Origin of the sequence: Mycobacterium sp. E3247, assembly GCF_001667785.1 — a bacterium.
GTDB lineage: Bacteria > Actinomycetota > Actinomycetes > Mycobacteriales > Mycobacteriaceae > Mycobacterium.
The window spans coordinates 1-16,189 of sequence record NZ_LZJG01000128.1 but is presented as its reverse complement, the minus strand read 5'-3'; the positions used below and the strand labels follow the sequence as shown (position 1 = coordinate 16,189).

The following is a 16,189-nucleotide window of genomic DNA, read 5'->3' as shown; positions in this document are numbered from 1 at the left end:
ACCATCGTCTCTTGCAGCAGGTCTTCCGCGTCGGCCGGATTGCGCGTCATGCGCAGCGCGCCGCCGTAGAGCTGGTCCAGCAGGGGGATCGCGTCGCGCTCGAAACGCGCCATCAGCTCCGCGTCCGTCTCCTGCGGGGCGGGATCGGGAAGCTCGCGTGCTGTCGCGCCGTCTGTGTCGGCCATCTCGATAACCCCGGTCCCTTCTGCTGCGGTGTCGCCGGGCGGCACTGAAAGCGCCACCGGGCTTGCAGGAAAGCAAGCCAACTGCTCGGCACCACCCATTGGACGGTCCAACAGGCTCGTCGCCGCTGACACCAAACCGCTCCTCCCAATCTAGAGGCTGGCACCGACAGTGTCTGCCCGGGTGCGCCCCATAACATCAGAGACCGCTTGCTTCAACAGCGGCGGCCGACGTGCTCATTCCCACCGAATCCGGGGCCGCCCGTCCCCCGGTCCGGGCGCGCGCGGCCGGACGTTAATGTGACGCCATGTCCCTGAATGGCAAGACCATGTTCATCTCCGGCGCCAGCCGCGGTATCGGCCTGGCGATCGCCAAACGCGCCGCACAAGACGGTGCCAACGTCGCCCTGATCGCCAAGACCGCAGAACCGCACCCCAAGCTGCCGGGCACGGTCTACACCGCCGCCAAGGAGCTCGAGGAGGCGGGCGGGCAGGCCCTGCCGATCGTCGGGGACGTCCGCGATCCGGAATCCGTCGAATCCGCGGTGGCCAAGACCGTCGAGCAGTTCGGCGGCATCGACATCTGCGTCAACAACGCCTCGGCGATCAACCTGGGGTCCATCACCGAGGTGCCGATGAAGCGGTTCGACCTGATGAACGGGATCCAGGTGCGCGGCACCTACGCGGTGTCGCAGGCCTGCATCCCGCACCTGAAGGCCGCGCAGAACCCGCACATCCTGACGCTGTCCCCGCCGGTGCTGCTCGACAAGGAGTGGCTCAAGCCGACCGCGTACATGATGGCCAAGTTCGGCATGACCCTGTGCGCGCTGGGGATCGCCGAGGAGATGCGCGAGGCGGGCATCGCGTCCAACACGCTGTGGCCCCGGACGCTGGTGGCCACCGCCGCGGTGCAGAACCTGCTCGGCGGCGACGAGGCGATGGGACGCGCCCGCAAGCCGGAGGTGTACTCCGACGCGGCCTACCTCATCCTCAACAAGCCCGCCCGCGAGTACACCGGCAACACCTTGCTGTGCGAGGACGTGCTGGTGGAGTCCGGCGTCACCGACCTGTCGGTGTACAACTGCGTGCCCGGCGGCGAGCTCGGCGTCGACTTCTGGGTCGACGGCGTGAACCCGCCGGGATACACCGGTCCCTAGCGGGGGCTCAGCGGTGGCCCGCGCCGCCACGCCGGCGCTGGCGGCGCTGACGAAAGCCGGTGTGCCGCACCAGGTTGTCAGGTTCGATCACGATCCGCGGGCACGCTCGTTCGGCGACGAGGCGGTGCACGCGCTGACAAAGGAGCGTGGCATCGCGCCCGAGCAGATCTACAAGACCCTCGTCATCGCGATCCCCGGCGGCCTGGCGGTCGCGATTCTGCCGGTGCCGGCCCGCCTTTCGCTGAAGGCGGCCGCCGCGGCGCTCGGGGCGGCCAGGGCGAGCATGGCCGAGCCCGCCGCCGCCGAGCGGGCCACCGGCTACGTGCTGGGCGCCGTGTCGCCATTCGGGCAGCGCAAGGCCCTGCCGACCGTCGTGGACGCGGGCGCGCAGGCCTGGGATCGGGTGTACTGCAGCGCCGGGCGCCGCGGCTGGGACGTCGGGGTGTCACCGCAGGACCTGATCCGGTTGACGAATGCGATTACCGCGGGCATCCAGGCGTAGCCGCGGGCGTAACGCCATGGTGAAAACCGGGCCGATTTCTCGCCGTGGCGTTACGCTCCCGCCATGACGACGAAGCGATCCCGCGGTGCGACGATTGTCGCCGCCGGTGTGCTGGCCTTTTCCGGGTTGATGACCGCCGGTGTGGGCAGCGCCAACGCCGACACGATTCAGACCGAGGGCAACTACCCGACCCGTCAGGCCTGCCAGGACGCCGGGCCGGGCGTGAAGGCCTCGACACCGGGCAACTGGAACAACTTCTGGTGCATTCCGGACCGCAACGTCAACGGCAACTGGAAGCTGGTCCTCAGCAACTAGAGCAGCCTAAAGAAGGCGGGCCTGCTCGGGTTCCGGGCCGGCCGGCTCGAGTAGCTCGGGCCCATTGTTGCGCACATTGTTGACCAGCGTGGAGATCTCCCGCATGCGAATGCCGCGCACGTCGGGCGGACGGCTGAGCAGCTTTTCGTCGATCGGGGCGTCGGGGTCCAGCCAGCGATCCCACTCACGCTCGGGTACCACCAGCGGCATCCGGTCGTGGATCTCGGCCAGCTCGCCGGGCGCGTCGGTGGTGATGATGGTGCAACTCAGCAGCGGCGACGCGTCCTTGGCGGGCTTCCACACCGACCACAGGCCTGCCATGAACAGTGGCTCGCCGTCCTCGCGGTACATGAAGAACGGCGTCTTGCGGGACTTCTTGCCGGCGACCGCGTCGTTGACGCGCCATTCGTAGTAGCCGTCCATCGGGATCAGGCACCGTTTCGACTTGGCGCTCGACCGGAACGCGGGCGAGGTGGTGACCTTGTCCGCGCGCGCGTTGATCAGCATGGGCCCCTTGGTCTCGGGCGCCCCCTCGGCGGTGGCCTTCGCCCACGGAGGCACCAGGCCCCAGCGCATCAGCCGGACCCGGCGGGTGGGCTCGTCGTCGGGGTCGGTGTGCCGGCTGACGACGGTCGCGATGGTCGAGGTGGGGGCCACGTTGTAGTTGGGCGCCCCGGCACTTTCGGACGCGCCGGTGGCCTCGTCGATCGCCTTGATCTTCTGGGCCAGCAGCGCCGGATCGGTGGTGACCGCGAACCGTCCACACATACCTTCCATGGTGGCAGAAGTCGGTGACACGCCATGATGGACGCGTGAGTATGTGGACGGCCCCCAGCGCGCCGAAACCGGTGCACGCGACCGTGACCGTTCCGGGCTCGAAGTCGCAGACCAACCGCGCGCTGGTGCTGGCCGCCCTGGCCGCCGCGCAGGGAAACGGCACCCCGACCATCAGCGGGGCGCTGCGCAGCCGCGACACCGACCTGATGATCGGCGCCCTGCTCGCCCTGGGCCTGCGCGTCGACGGCAGCGGGCCCGAGCTGACGGTCAGTGGCCGCATCGCGCCGGGACCCGGCGCGCGGGTGGACTGCGGCCTGGCCGGCACGGTCCTGCGCTTCGTCCCGCCGCTGGCCGCGCTGGCCGAGGCGGTGGTGGAGTTCGACGGCGACGAGCAAGCCCGGGTGCGGCCCATCGCGCCGCTGCTCGACGCCCTGCGCGGTCTGGGCGTGCCGATCGAGGGTGCGGGCCTGCCCTTCCGGGTGCACGGCAGCGGAGCGGTCGCCGGGGGCACCGTGGCCATCGACGCCTCGGCGTCGTCACAGTTCGTGTCGGGGCTGCTGTTGTGCGCGCCGTCGTTCGCCGAGGGCCTGACCGTGCAGCACACCGGCGCGACACTGCCGTCGGCGCCGCACATCGCGATGACCGTGCAGATGCTGCGGCAGGCCGGGGTCGACGTCGACGATTCCGTGCCCAACCGCTGGCGGGTGCGCCCCGGCCCGGTGGCGGCCCGGCACTGGGAGGTCGAGCCCGACCTGACGAACGCCGTGCCGTTCCTGGCGGCGGCCGTGGTCACCGGCGGAACGGTGCGCATCAACGGCTGGCCCGCGGCCAGCGTGCAACCCGCCGACCACATCCTGACCGTGCTGGCTAAGCTGAATGCCGTTGTCTCGCAGGATGACTCGTTTCTCGAGGTGCAGGGTTGCGCCGACAACGACGGCTACCCCGGTTTCGATGTCGACCTGCGCGCCGTCGGCGAACTGACCCCGGCGGTGGCGGCGCTGGCCGCGCTGGCAAAGCCGGGATCGGTGTCGCGCCTCACCGGCATCGGCCACCTGCGGGGCCACGAGACCGACCGGCTCGCCGCGCTCAGCGCCGAGATCAACCGCCTGGGCGGTGACTGCACCGAAACACCCGACGGCCTGGTGATCACCGCGACGCCGCTGCGGCCCGGCCCCTGGCGGGCCTACGCCGACCACCGGATGGCGATGGCGGGCGCGATCGTCGGGCTACGGGTGGCCGGGGTCCAGGTGGACGACATCGGCTCCACCTCCAAGACGCTGCCCGAGTTTCCGCAGCTGTGGGCGCGAATGTTGGGGTCCGATATTTGAAGCCCGGCGATTACGACGAGTCCGACGTCAAGGTCCGCTCCGGCAGGGGCTCGCGACCGCGCACCAAGACTCGTCCCGGGCACGCCAACGCCGAGGCCGCGATGGTGGTCAGCGTCGACCGCGGACGTTGGGGGTGCGTCCTCGGCGGGGACCCCGCTCGGCGGGTCACGGCGATGCGGGCCCGGGAACTGGGCCGGACCCCGATCGTGGTCGGTGACGATGTCGACGTCGTCGGCGATGTGTCCGGGCGCACCGACACCCTGGCCCGCATCGTGCGGCGCGGGGAACGGCGAACGGTGCTGCGGCGCACGGCCGATGACACCGATCCCACCGAACGCGTGGTGGTCGCCAATGCCGACCAGTTGCTGATCGTGGTCGCGCTGGCCGACCCGCCGCCGCGCACCGGGCTGGTCGACCGGGCGCTGATCGCCGCCTACGCCGGCGGGCTGACGCCGATCCTGTGCCTGACCAAGACCGACCTCGCCCCGCCGGAGCCGTTCGCCGGGCAGTTCGTGGACCTGGACCTGACGGTGGTCGCCGCGGGCCGCGACGATCCGCTGCTCGCGGTCGCCGACCTGCTCGCCGGCAAGATCACCGTGCTGCTCGGGCATTCCGGCGTGGGCAAGTCCACGTTGGTGAATCGCCTTGTGCCCGAGGCGGAACGGGCCGTCGGCGAGGTCACCGACATCGGCCGGGGCAGGCACACCTCCACCCAATCGGTCGCGCTACCGCTGGCCACGTCGGGTTGGGTGATCGACACCCCGGGCATCCGCTCGTTCGGGCTGGCGCACATCGCGCCAAACGACGTGCTGATGGCCTTCTCGGATCTCGCCGAGGCGATCGAGGACTGTCCCCGCGGCTGCGGACACATGGGGCCTCCGGCCGACCCGGAGTGCGCGCTCGACGCGCTGTCCGGCCCCGCCGCCCGCCGGGTGGCCGCCGCGCGCCGGCTGCTGGCCGCGCTCAACCAGACTTAGCCAGCCGCATGCCAAGCTCGTCGGGCGGCACCTTATGGCCTTCCGCGCAACGGATTTCGACGCTCGCCTCGGCGCCACACCCGAGATGAGTGAGCCGCAGGCGGTTGCGTCCCGGCAGGTGGCGTCGGCCCCACTCGAACATCGCCCACACCACCGGCATGAAGTCCGTGCCGGCCGGGGTGAGCACGTATTCCTCGCGGCGGCGCTGGCCGGGCTCGTGATACGGCTGGCGCTTCAGCAGCCCCAGCTCGACCAGTTCGGACAGCCGCGCCGACGTGGCGGCCTTGGTGATGCCCACCCGGCGGGCGAAGTCGTCGAAACGCGTCGTGCCGTAATAGGCCTCGCGCATGATCAGCATCGCGGACTTGGTGCCCACCACCGCCATCGTCTTCTCGATCGCGCATTCGCCCACGGCGGACCAGGCATCGCGATCGGCCAGCGGCCCCTGCAGCAGTGTCATAGATCACCTCCCGATCTGGGTTGCGTTTAGTGTACCTAGATGTTTATCTGGGTACAGCGGTCTATACCTAGGCTGCAGGACTCGAGGAGGAGCCATGACCCGCGACGCCGTCATCGTCGGAGCCGTCCGCACGCCCATCGGCAAGGGCAAACCCACCGGCGCCCTGCACGACGTGCTGCCGGCCGACCTGCTTGCCCACAGCCTGCGGGAAGTGGTGGCGCGCACCGGTGTGGACCCGGTCCAAATCGACGACGTCATCGCCGGCGCGGTCGCGCAGGTCGGCGACCAGGCGGTCAACATCGCCCGCAACGCGCTGCTGGGCGCCGGATTCCCGGAGACGGTCCCCGGGGTCACGATCGACCGGCAGTGCGGCAGCAGCCAGCAGGCCATCAGCTTCGCCGCGCAGGGCGTGATTTCCGGCGCCTACGACCTGGTCGTCGCCGCCGGCGTGGAGTCGATGGGCCGCGTCCCCATGGGCACCTCGGTGCTGCCGGGCAGCAACCCCTTCGGTGACGACATGACGCAGCGCTACCCCGACGGCCTGGTGCCCCAGGGCATCAGCGCCGAACTGATCGCGGCGAAGTGGGGCTTCTCGCGCACCCAGCTCGACGAGTTCTCCGCGGGCAGCCACGACAAGGCCGCGCGCGCCACCAAGGACGGCCTGTTCGACAACGAGCTGATTCCGATCGCCGGCCTTGCCGCCGACGAATTCATCCGGCCCGGCACGACGGTCGAGACGCTGGCCGGGCTGCGGCCCGCGTTCTACAGCGAGGCGATGGCGGCCCGCTTCCCGCAGATCAAGTGGGAGATCACCGCCGGCAACTCCTCGCCGCTCTCGGACGGCAGCGCCGCGGTCTTGATCACCACCAGAGAGGTCGCCGAGAAGCTCGGCCTGCGCCCGCTGGCCCGCATCCACACCACCACCGTGGTGGGCTCGGACCCGCTGTACATGCTGACCGGGGTCATCCCGGCCACCGAAAAGGTGCTGCGGCGGGCCGGTTTGACGCTGGACGACATCGACGTGTTCGAGGTGAACGAGGCCTTCGCGCCCGTCGTGCTCGCCTGGGCGCACGACACCGGCGCCGACCTGGCCAAGACCAACGTCAACGGCGGCGCCATCGCGATCGGCCACCCGCTGGGTGCCAGCGGCGCGCGCATCATGACCACGCTGGTCAACGCGCTCGAGCAGCGCGGCGGCCGCTACGGGCTGCAGACGATGTGCGAGGGCGGCGGCATGGCCAACGCGACGATCATCGAGCGGCTGGGCTGACGGCGATGTCGTCGCCCAGCATCTCGAGCGTCTTTGTCATCGGCGGCACCGGCGCTCAGGGCATGCCCATCATCCGTGCCCTGGTCGCCGACAAGAGGTACTCCGTTCGATTCCTCAGCCGCGACCCCGACTCCCGCCGAGCGAAGGAGCTGCTCGGGCTCGACAACGTGTCCGTATTGGAAGGCTCATTCGCCGACGAAGCGAATCTGCGGCAGGGTTTCCGCGGTTGTGATGCGGCATTCGTCAACATCGACGGATTCAACACCGGTGAGAAGACCGAGATGTATTGGGCGATCCGCAGTTACGAGATAGCCATCGAAGAGGGAGTGAAATTCTTCGTCTATGGCAACCTCGACTACGGGCTCAAGAAGTCGGGATACGACTCCCGCTTCCGTACCGGCCACTATGACGGCAAGGGCCGGGTGGGCGAATGGATCCTCTTCCAGAATCGGGTGAATGGTGACCGGATGGGGGCGGCGGTCTTCACGACGGGTCCCTACATCGAGATGGTGATCTCGCCCGGGACGCCGATGACGCCTACCGTCGAGGACGGTGTCTTGACGTGGCGGGTCCCGCTTGGCGAGGGCGCGGTGCCCCATGTGGCTCTCGAAGATTGCGGATATTATGTCCGTTGGCTTTTCGACCATCCCGAGCGCGCGAAGGGCCTCGATCTCGAAGTCGCTGTGGACCACATCACCTATGCGGACCTTGCTGCGGCGTTCGAGAAGGTCACCGGACACCCGGCGCGGTACATCGACACCGATCTAGACGAGTATTGGCAGAACGGCCCCCTCAGCAGGAGGGCGGATGCGCCTGCCGGGTACAACGCGGACCCCAGCGACAAGAGCACCATGACCGTCCGGGACAACTTCACGGGATTTTGGAATCTGTGGAAATACGGAGTCGTCAAACGCGATTACGACCTACTCGATCAAATCCACCCGAACCGGATCCGGAGTGCCGAGGAATGGTTCCGCAGAGAAGACCAACTCGGAAGGGCGCTGGGGAAAGGCGGCCTGTGGGACCGGGTGCAACCGGAGAACCGGAGCCCGATCCTCAAGATTGGTGAGGATCGAAGGACGGGGAAATTATGACCGAGACTGTTTTCGAGGGCGTGCGGGTGCGCTACGACAGCACCAAGGGCTACGACGAGCTGCTCGCCGCGCTGCTGGCCGACATCGGCGAGCGGCCGGTGCCCGTCAACGACATCGCGACGAGCACCGGCGACTGGGACTCCTATCGGGAGCGCATCGAACCCCACGCGGGCCCAAGCGGATTCATGCTGTTCGGCGTCTTCGACCACGGCGCGTGGATCACCAAGGCCGGCATCGATCGCAGGGTGGTCCGCGTCATCCTCGGCAACCCGCTGATCGCGATCACGATGCTGCGCCACGACCTGACCGCCGGCCTGTTCGCCCCGGTCGAGCTGCTGATCACCGACGGGCCGGCCGGCAGCAGCCTGACCTACGTCAAGCCGTCGTCGCTGATGGTCGCCGAACCGAATCCTGAATTGCTCGGCGCCGCACAAGAACTCGACGCCAAACTGGCGGCGCTGGCCGAAAAGGTGACCGGCGGTTGGTGACCCGCCAACGCCGCCCGACCTGTCCCTGCGTTGTGAGCATTCAGGATTTCGGCGGTTCCCCGCGGCCCAGCAGTAGGCGCTCGGCGTTGCGGTGGGCCAGTTTGGACTTATCCTCGGCGCTCAGCGGTGCGGAGTCGATGAAGGCGCGAGCGTCGCGGTAGCCGGCGGCCGCCCCGAGGAGGTCCGGACGTCGTTGTCCGAGCGCGCTGCTGTACGGGTCATCCTGGGCGAACATGAGGCGATCCGGCCCCAACACGTCGAGGGTTTGTCGCAGCATGCGGTGGCTGAACACGCCACCGGCCGTGACGTACACATTGTCGGTGATGTAGTCGAGGACGTGTCGGTCCAGGCCGTTGCCGGTATTGCTGAGCGCATCGGCGCGATCGGCGAAGGAGACGATCATCTCGCCCCAGTGGCCGAGGATGATCTGCAGGTCGGGGTGGCGGTCGAAGGTTCCCGCGAGGATGAGCCGCAACGCGGCAAGCCCGGCCTCGGCGTGCCAGCCCCACCCGCCGGTGGAGAGCATGAGGTTTGTCCCGAAGCCGAAGCCGCCGTAACAGGCTTCGCGTACGGCGGCGGGCGGTATCCCGGGATGGATGTAGATCGGTACCCCGAGCTCGGCGGCGGCCTCGAAGATCGGCCGGAAACTGCTGTGGTCGAGCAGGGTTGGCCCGGTGCGGGGAAACACCATCGCACCCACGAAGCCCAGTTCGAGGATGCAGCGGCGCAGTTCGTCGGCGGCGGCATCGGGATCCGGGGTGGGCAGGGTGGCGAACGCCGCGAAGCGGTCTGGCCGGCGCCGGACCGCGTCGGCGAGCACGTCGTTGGCGTCGCGGGCCAGGGACACGGCCAACTCCGCGGGCAGCGGTTGCGTGCCGGGAGTGGTGATTGACAGCACCTGGACATCAACGCCCGCGGCGTCCATGCGGTCCAGCCGTTCGTCGCCGAGGTCGAGCAGCCGATGACTGACGATGTCGGGACTACTGAGCCAGGTGACGGTGTCATCCCCGCCGAATTCGACCAGGGCCTCCCGAAGCTCGGCGGTCCAGGCGTGTTCCTCGACGGCGATCACCCGCGACACCTGAAAGTCGTTGTCGGGGAATGCTTGTGGTGCTTCCGCCGACGGTACCGGCGACATCACGGACCGCACCTCCTCAGCTGCAGGGTTTCGGGGCGGGCGCCCATGGGCCACGGGGCCGCATACCAATATAACCGGACTTCAGTCCGGTTATATTTCCCAGCCCAGCCCCAAGTTGCTCAGCGGGGCGGCGGCTCCGGCATCAGCGGCGCGTTTCAATCTTCAGGTCGCCAGCTGTCACGGTACGGATGTGATCGCTGGCGAGTACGTCGTGCGGGAACCCGAGTTCGATCCCGCTGGCCTGGTCGAGGCGGCCAAGCTGGTCGGTCGTGAAGTCGACTTCGAGGGCGCCCAGATTGTCATCGAGCTGAGCGGCGGTGCGGGCACCGACGATCGGTGCCGTCACGCCCGGGTTCTGCAGGGTCCAGGCGAGTCCGACCTGGGCCGGTGTGCGGTCGAGCTCGGTCGCGACCTCCTTCACGACATCGGCAATGGCAAGGTTGCGCTCGGTGAGTGCGCCCAGGGCGAAGTTGAAGCTTTTGCGGGTGCCGTCGCCAGAAGCGCCGTTCGGCCCGGTCAGGTCGCCGTGGTTGTACTTGCCGCTGAGCACGCCGCCGGCCAGCGGCGAATACGGGATCACACCCAAACCCATCTCGCGTGCCATCGGGATCAGGTCCCGCTCCCCGGTGCGCTCGATCAGGTTGTATTCGATCTGCAGCGCGACCAGCGGTGACCAGCCACGCAGGTCGGCGATCGCCTGCATGCGGGATACCTGCCAGGCCGGGGCGTTGGAGATCGCCACATACAAGACCTTGCCCTGCCGGACCAGATCGTCCAGGCCGCGCAGGATCTCCTCGACCGGCGTCCTGAAGTCCCACACGTGCAGGTAAAGCAGATCGATGTAGTCCGTATTCAGCTGCCGCAGGCTGGTTTCCACCGATGCGAACATGCTTTTGCGGTGAGCGCCCCCGGAATTCGCGTCGGCGGGGCGGCGGAGCGTGGTGTATTTCGTTGCCAGCACCAAGCTTTCGCGGTTCTCGCGGGTGAACTCACCCAGCAGACGTTCGGAGCTGCCGTCGGTATAGGTGTTGGCGGTGTCGATGAAGTTGCCGCCGCGCCCGACGTACAGGTCGAAGAGCTTGCGTGCCTCTTCTCGGTCGGCGCCCCAACCCCATTCGGTGCCGAAGGTCGCCGTCCCCAGCGCCAGCGGTGAGATCCGCAGCCCGGAGCGGCCCAGCAGCCGATAGGTGTCAAGGTTGAGCGTCATTCACGTCCTCCTGCGCTTGTTTGCGTCGTCGACAACAAGCCTGCGGCCGGGGCGCACGATGGGTAAGGGAGAGAACTTCCTGGGAACACCAGTCCCACCTTGGCTGTTGCACGCCCATGTGATGACCCAGACGGTGGATAGGACACAGGAGCTGGCCGCGTTCCTGCGGAGTCGACGCGAACGCCTGGACCCGCATGATTTCGACCTGCCGTCGCGCCGGCAATCGCGGCGCACGTCGGGATTGCGGCGCGAAGAGGTCGCCGAACTGGCCGGGGTCAGTGTCGACTACATCGTGCGGCTGGAACAGGCCCGCGGGCTGCGGCCCTCAGCGGATGTCGTAGAGGCGCTGGCCCGGGCGCTGCGCCTAGCTCCAGACGAACGCGCCTACCTTTTCGACCTGACCCAGCAGCGCCCACGCAAGGCCGACAGCCCGGCGACCGCTGCGGCGCCGCCACTGGCAGAGCTGGTCAGCGACCTGTCGCCAATGCCGGCCATGCTGATGAACCACCGCTTCGACATCCTGACCTGGAACGGCGAAATGGCGAAGCTGATCACGGATTTCGATGCCCTACCGCCGCCGCAGCGCAATTCGATGTGGCTATGCCTGATGCATCCGGAAATACGCGAGCTATATGTCGACCGTCGACGCGTCGTGCGGGAGGGGGTCGCCCACCTCCGCGCCGCGTGGGCCGCCCACCCGGACGATCGGACGCTGACCGATCTCATCGCCGAATTCATCTCCGGTGACGACGAATTCGCCCGCTTGTGGGCCGAGCGAGACGTGAAGGTGAACGGCCGCGGAGAAAAGGTGATGCGGCACCCCGAAGTCGGCGTGATCGCAGTGCACTTCGAAGTGCTCATGCCGCTTGAAGATACGGACCAGCGGTTGATGATCTGCCGCGCCGCGAACGCCGAGAGCAAGTCGGCGCTAGAGCAGCTCGTGAACTAAAGCCAGCCGGTGCGGGCGGCGGCGCCCGGCTCGGCCGGCGACGGGGCCAACTCCCCGTCGCGCACGCCGTCGAGCATCCGCTTGACCGCGGCGACGATCTCCGGGGCCGCGGCGGCGAGCCCGGCCTTGTCGGCCTCGCTGACCTGGTCGGGGTCGACGCCCGCCCGGGCCAACACGGCGGCCGGGTCGGCCAGCTGCCCGGCCAGCCAGCCCACCGGGTCGGCCGACAGCTCGGGGACGAAATGCCGGCGGCCGGGCTCCCACCCGTCGAACCGGGGGTGGTGATGGGCCCGGTCCAGCGTCCCGGGCGGGCTCTCGGTGGAGCCGAACAGGTCCACCCGCCACACCGGCCGGTTGAAGCCGATCGGGACGCCGGCATAGATCGATCCCTGCGGCTCGTCCCGGTCGACGAGGCGCAGTTCCAATCTGACTCCCCGCTCCGGGGTCTCCTGGCCTTCGAGCGGGCGCGGGTCGACGAAGAACATGTCCCCGACGACCACACCCATGGTTTCGAATCCAAACGCTGCGAGCATGTTTCCGAGCGTAGTCCCCGGCCGCGGCGTTAGGCGCCGACCTTCTTGGCCGCGCGCTCGGGCAGGACCACCTCGTAGTCCGCGAGCACTGCGGTGCGGGTGCGGCGCTGGTATTCGTGCACCAGGCCGGGCCAGTTGGTGGTGACGCGGCCGGAGGCGGTGCGGTACCAGGAGTCGCAGGTGGTCCACACGCCGGCGTCCAGGCGGGACTGGACCTCGGCGTCGTAGGCCTGCTCCACGGCGCGCCGGACCTCGAACGCGCGGGCCACACCTCCGCGGGCAAGCTCCTCGGTGAGCTGGCGGATGTAGCGGGCCTGCTGCTCCATCATCAGGATGATCGAGCTGCTGCCGAGGTTGGTGTTCGGCCCGTAGATCAGGAACATGTTCGGGAAGCCCGGCACGGCCATGCCCAGATGGGCGCGGGCCCCGTCGGACCACTCGGCGTGCAGGTCCCGCCCGTCGCGGCCGGTGATCGTCATCGGGGCCAGGAATTCGGTGGCCTTGAACCCGGTGCTGTAGATGACGACGTCCACCTCATGCAGCCGGCCGTCGGCGGTCCGCACCCCGGTGGGCGTCACCTCGGTGATCGCCTCGGTCTCGACGTCGACGTTGGGGCTGGCCAGCGCCGGATACCAGTCGTTGCTGAACAGGAGGCGCTTGCAGCCGACCGGGTAGTCGGGCGTGAGCTTGGCCCGCAGCACCGGATCCTTGACGTGGTGCTTGAGGTTCGCCGATGCGACCACGCCGATCAACCAGGCGAGCGGGGCGACCTTGGTCAGCGCGAGGCCGAAGAACTCCGAGATCTCCCAGATCAGCCCGCGCATGGCGGCGGCGAACCCGGGCACGTTCCGGAACGCGGCGTGGTGGGCGTCGGTGTAGGCGCGGTCGGGCTTGGGGATGATGTACGGCGCGGAGCGCTGGAAGACGGTGACACGCGCGGCGGTTTCGCGGATACGCGGGACGAACTGGATCGCGGACGCACCGGTGCCGAGCACGGCGACGCGCTTGCCGGCCAGGTCGACGTCGTGGCGCCATTGCGCCGAATGGAACGAGGGGCCCGCGAAGGTGTCCAGCCCCGGAATGTTCGGCAACGCCGGCCGCGACAGCTGGCCGACGGCGGGCACCAGCACGTCGGCCTCGAACACTTCACCGGACGCGGTCTCCACCCGCCACGTGGCGGTGCCGTCGTCGTAGCGGGCCGCGGTGACCTCGATCCCGGTGCGCACCAGGTCGCGCAGGCCGAACCGGTCGGCGGCGGCGTGGATGTAGCCGAGGATGTCGGGCTGCTCGGCGTACCGGCGTCCCCAGTCGGTCTTGCGGGCAAAGGAGTAGGAGTACAGGTTCGACGGCACGTCGCAGGCCGCGCCGGGGTAGGTGTTCTCCCGCCAGACGCCGCCGATGTCGTCGGCCTTCTCCAGCACCGTCACATCGGCCAGGCCGTCGCGGGAGAGCTCGTAGGCGGCGGCGAGGCCACCGAAGCCGGCGCCGATCACCAGCACGCGAGGCTTGCGGATGGTCGAAGTCATGAAGCACAGGTTAGGGGTGGGCGGCAGGTCGCCGGCAGCCGATTGCGGTCGGCAAATCCATGATTCCGGCCACGATTCAGCCGGCGGCCAGGCGGGCCCGCGGCGCGACCGAACGCTGATAACGCGCCGGGGTTGTGCCCGTCCACCGTTTGAACGCGGCGATGAAACTCGTCGCCTCGGCGTAGCCCAGCCGCAGCGCGACGTCCTCCACCGACAACGCGCCCGTCGCCAGCAGTTCCTCGGCGAGGACCCGGTGCACCTCATCGGCCAGATCCCGGAACGTGGTGTTCTCCTCGGCCAGCCGCCGGCGCAGCGTCCGCTCGCTCATCGCCAACTGCCGCGCGACGGCCCCGATGGTGTGGGGTTCGCCGTCGATCGACGCCAGTCGCTCACGCACCCGCCGGGCGACGCCGGTCCGCTGCCTGCGGCGCTCCAGCAGGGCGCGGCACTGCTGCTCGCACACGGCGACGCTGCTCGCGCTGGCGCGCGGGAGCGGCTCGTCCAGCAGCGCGGCCGGCCAACGTGCCACATTGGCCGGCGCATCGTAACTCGGCGCCACGCCGAATGCCTTGCACGCCAACGCATCACCCGACGACGGCGCGGGGCCCGCGAACTCGATCGAGGTGAACGGGACGGGGCGGCCCAGCATTTCCGCCATGACCCGGGCGATCGCGACCAGGTCGCGCCGCACCAGGAACTCCGCGACCGGACCGGTCAGGCCGGGCAGGTCGAGCCGCATCGCGGCCACCGGCCCGTCCACCGTGACCGTCGGTAGGCCGAAGCCGTAGCTGAGCTCGTAAAACCGGGCCGCGAACCGGACGGCATCACCCAGCGTCGAACTGGTGAGGCAGGCGAAGCCGAAGATGCCCAGCGACCCGACGTGATAGCTGTCGCCCACCCGCACCCCCAGGTCGGCAGCGTCACCCAGCAGGTTCACCAGGTTCGTCGCGACCGTCAGCTCTTGGCGCCCGACGATCATCCGCTCGTGGTCGCGCAGGTCGGCCTCCGACAGGCCGGTCCCTTCGAGGACGTCCGCTACGGCAAGCCCGTTGCGGGAACCGAACTCGGCCATCAACGCGACGCTGGTCGTGCTCCGCGGGAAGTCCCAGTGGGAAACCTGGGACCCGACGAAGACCTGCACGTATCCCAGTATGGCGAACGGCGGTGCGCCGAACGTGCACTCACTGCGAGAATCGGCCCGAAATCTCGCCCTCAGTACACGTTCGGCGAAAAGGGTTAGGCCGCCAGGCCGTCGGCACCGCCGTTGGCCCGCCGCGCATCCCGCTGCGCGCGCTTGGCGCGCCGCCACCCACGCACGGTCTCGATGGCGGTCTTCAGCCCGCGGCGCCGGCCGGTCTCCGGGTCGGTGCCCGCGAAGCCGGGCTCCAGCTCGGCGAACATGCGCTCGCTGCGGGTCTCCGGCGCGTCGTCGGCGCTGTCACGCAGGTAGGAGTTCGGCAGCGACAGCTTGGCCAGCGTGCGCCACGTCTTGGCGTACTGCACCAGGAAGGAGCCCGTGGTGTAGGGCAGGTCGTACTTGTCGCACACCTCGCGCACCCGCACCGCTATCTCCTCGTACCGGTTGCTGGGCAGATCCGGGAACAGGTGGTGCTCGATCTGGTGGGACAGGTTGCCGCTCATGAACCGCAGCACCGGCCCGGCCTCGAAGTTGGCGCTGCCCAGCATCTGGCGCAGGTACCACTGACCCCTGGTCTCGCCGACCATGTCGGTCTTGGTGAATTTCTCCGCGCCGTCGGGGAAATGGCCGCAGAAGATGACGGCGTTGGCCCACACGTTGCGGATCACGTTGGCCACCGCGTTGGCCTTCAGCGTCGAGGTGTACGTGGCCCCGGGTGACAGCGCGGTCAGCGCCGGGAACGCGACGTAGTCCTTGAGCACCTGCCGGCCCGCCTTGGCCAGGAACTCGTCGACCCGCTGCCGGGCGTCGTCCTGGTCCATCCGCCTCTTGGCGATCTTGCCGAGCTCCACGTGCTGCAGGCCGACGCCCCACTCGAACAGGAGCATGAGCATGGTGTTGTAGACCAGGTTGAACAGGTTGAAGCGCTTCCAGCGCTGGTCCCGGGTGACGCGCAGCAGGCCGTAGCCGACGTCGTCGTCCATCCCGAGGATGTTCGTGTACTTGTGGTGCACGTAGTTGTGAGTGAATCGCCAGTGCTTGGACGACCCGCTCATGTCCCACTCCCACGTTGAGGAGTGGATCTCGGGGTCGTTCATCCAGTCCCACTGGCCGTGCATGACGTTGTGGCCGATCTCCATGTTCTCGAT

General features: G+C 68.9%; 17 protein-coding genes and 1 pseudogene. 9 read left to right on the top strand and 9 right to left on the bottom strand.

Annotated elements, in window-relative coordinates; genetic code table 11:
- Positions 1–320 (bottom strand): annotated as a pseudogene (locus tag A9X04_RS31315) (sigma factor); the annotation flags it as partial.
- Between the two features lie 170 nt (positions 321–490).
- Between A9X04_RS31315 and A9X04_RS06915 the strand changes: the two are divergent.
- The 3 genes from A9X04_RS06915 (at position 491) to A9X04_RS06905 (ending at position 2,156) form a co-directional block, all read left to right on the top strand.
- Positions 491–1,339: an NAD(P)-dependent oxidoreductase gene (locus A9X04_RS06915; RefSeq protein ID WP_067918914.1), complete on the top strand. Its 849-nt coding sequence runs from the start codon at positions 491–493 to the stop codon at positions 1,337–1,339.
- A 13-nt stretch (positions 1,340–1,352) separates the two neighbouring features.
- Entirely contained in the window at positions 1,353–1,841 is a 489-nt protein-coding gene (locus tag A9X04_RS06910) for a YbaK/EbsC family protein (RefSeq protein ID WP_067918913.1), read from the top strand.
- A gap of 63 nt (positions 1,842–1,904) precedes the next feature.
- Positions 1,905–2,156, top strand: a complete 252-nt coding sequence (locus A9X04_RS06905) for a hypothetical protein (protein ID WP_067918912.1) — start codon at positions 1,905–1,907, stop codon at positions 2,154–2,156.
- A 6-nt stretch (positions 2,157–2,162) separates the two neighbouring features.
- On the opposite strand, the gene A9X04_RS06900 is transcribed toward A9X04_RS06905, so the two are convergent.
- Positions 2,163–2,924: an SOS response-associated peptidase gene (locus A9X04_RS06900; protein WP_067918911.1), complete on the bottom strand. Its 762-nt coding sequence runs from the start codon at positions 2,922–2,924 to the stop codon at positions 2,163–2,165.
- A gap of 44 nt (positions 2,925–2,968) precedes the next feature.
- Between A9X04_RS06900 and aroA the strand changes: the two genes are divergently transcribed.
- The gene (gene aroA, locus A9X04_RS06895; RefSeq protein WP_156764245.1) at positions 2,969–4,261 is read left to right on the top strand and encodes a 3-phosphoshikimate 1-carboxyvinyltransferase; all 1,293 of its coding nucleotides are present in this window, start codon (positions 2,969–2,971) and stop codon (positions 4,259–4,261) included.
- Complete coding sequence (gene rsgA, locus A9X04_RS06890; protein ID WP_067918909.1) at positions 4,258–5,238, top strand: ribosome small subunit-dependent GTPase A; 981 nt, start codon at positions 4,258–4,260, stop codon at positions 5,236–5,238. Before aroA ends, rsgA begins: the two co-directional genes overlap by 4 nt.
- On the opposite strand, the gene A9X04_RS06885 is transcribed toward rsgA, so the two are convergent.
- Positions 5,225–5,698, bottom strand: coding sequence for a helix-turn-helix domain-containing protein (locus A9X04_RS06885; protein WP_067918908.1), 474 nt, complete (start codon positions 5,696–5,698; stop codon positions 5,225–5,227). The two genes, rsgA and A9X04_RS06885, sit on opposite strands and share 14 nt — an antisense overlap.
- 94 nt (positions 5,699–5,792) lie before the next feature.
- On the opposite strand from A9X04_RS06885, the gene A9X04_RS06880 reads away from it, so the two are divergent.
- Genes A9X04_RS06880 through A9X04_RS06870 form a run of 3 tightly spaced genes read left to right on the top strand, consistent with a single transcriptional unit; the run spans position 5,793 to position 8,550 of the window.
- Positions 5,793–6,968, top strand: coding sequence for a thiolase family protein (locus A9X04_RS06880; RefSeq protein WP_067918907.1), 1,176 nt, complete (start codon positions 5,793–5,795; stop codon positions 6,966–6,968).
- Between the two features lie 5 nt (positions 6,969–6,973).
- The gene (locus A9X04_RS06875) at positions 6,974–8,062 is read left to right on the top strand and encodes an NmrA family NAD(P)-binding protein (RefSeq protein ID WP_067918906.1); all 1,089 of its coding nucleotides are present in this window, start codon (positions 6,974–6,976) and stop codon (positions 8,060–8,062) included.
- The gene (locus A9X04_RS06870) at positions 8,059–8,550 is read left to right on the top strand and encodes a DUF302 domain-containing protein (RefSeq protein ID WP_067918905.1); all 492 of its coding nucleotides are present in this window, start codon (positions 8,059–8,061) and stop codon (positions 8,548–8,550) included. The genes A9X04_RS06875 and A9X04_RS06870 overlap by 4 nt, the downstream gene beginning before the upstream one ends.
- Before the next feature lie 40 nt (positions 8,551–8,590).
- On the opposite strand, the gene A9X04_RS06865 is transcribed toward A9X04_RS06870, so the two are convergent.
- Positions 8,591–9,688 (bottom strand): amidohydrolase family protein, encoded by a 1,098-nt coding sequence (locus A9X04_RS06865; RefSeq protein ID WP_082974848.1) that lies wholly within the window; start codon positions 9,686–9,688, stop codon positions 8,591–8,593.
- Positions 9,689–9,830: 142 nt separating this feature from the next.
- Positions 9,831–10,895, bottom strand: a complete 1,065-nt coding sequence (locus tag A9X04_RS06860; protein WP_067918904.1) for an aldo/keto reductase — start codon at positions 10,893–10,895, stop codon at positions 9,831–9,833.
- Between the two features lie 121 nt (positions 10,896–11,016).
- On the opposite strand from A9X04_RS06860, the gene A9X04_RS06855 reads away from it, so the two are divergent.
- Positions 11,017–11,844 carry a helix-turn-helix transcriptional regulator gene (locus tag A9X04_RS06855; protein ID WP_369804501.1) on the top strand — a complete coding sequence of 276 codons (828 nt, stop codon included), beginning with the start codon at positions 11,017–11,019 and terminating at the stop codon, positions 11,842–11,844.
- Here A9X04_RS06855 and A9X04_RS06850 read toward each other — a convergent pair.
- From A9X04_RS06850 to A9X04_RS06835, 4 genes are all read right to left on the bottom strand, one after another.
- A complete protein-coding gene (locus A9X04_RS06850) occupies positions 11,841–12,377 on the bottom strand; it encodes a hypothetical protein (RefSeq protein ID WP_067918902.1) in 537 nt (178 codons plus the stop codon). The two genes, A9X04_RS06855 and A9X04_RS06850, sit on opposite strands and share 4 nt — an antisense overlap.
- Before the next feature lie 29 nt (positions 12,378–12,406).
- Positions 12,407–13,903, bottom strand: a complete 1,497-nt coding sequence (locus A9X04_RS06845) for an NAD(P)/FAD-dependent oxidoreductase (RefSeq protein WP_067918901.1) — start codon at positions 13,901–13,903, stop codon at positions 12,407–12,409.
- A 76-nt stretch (positions 13,904–13,979) separates the two neighbouring features.
- Positions 13,980–15,044: an AraC family transcriptional regulator gene (locus A9X04_RS06840; RefSeq protein WP_067918900.1), complete on the bottom strand. Its 1,065-nt coding sequence runs from the start codon at positions 15,042–15,044 to the stop codon at positions 13,980–13,982.
- A gap of 95 nt (positions 15,045–15,139) precedes the next feature.
- Positions 15,140–16,189, bottom strand: a 1,050-nt coding sequence (locus tag A9X04_RS06835) for a fatty acid desaturase (RefSeq protein WP_067918899.1), incomplete at its 5' end; no start/stop codon positions are given.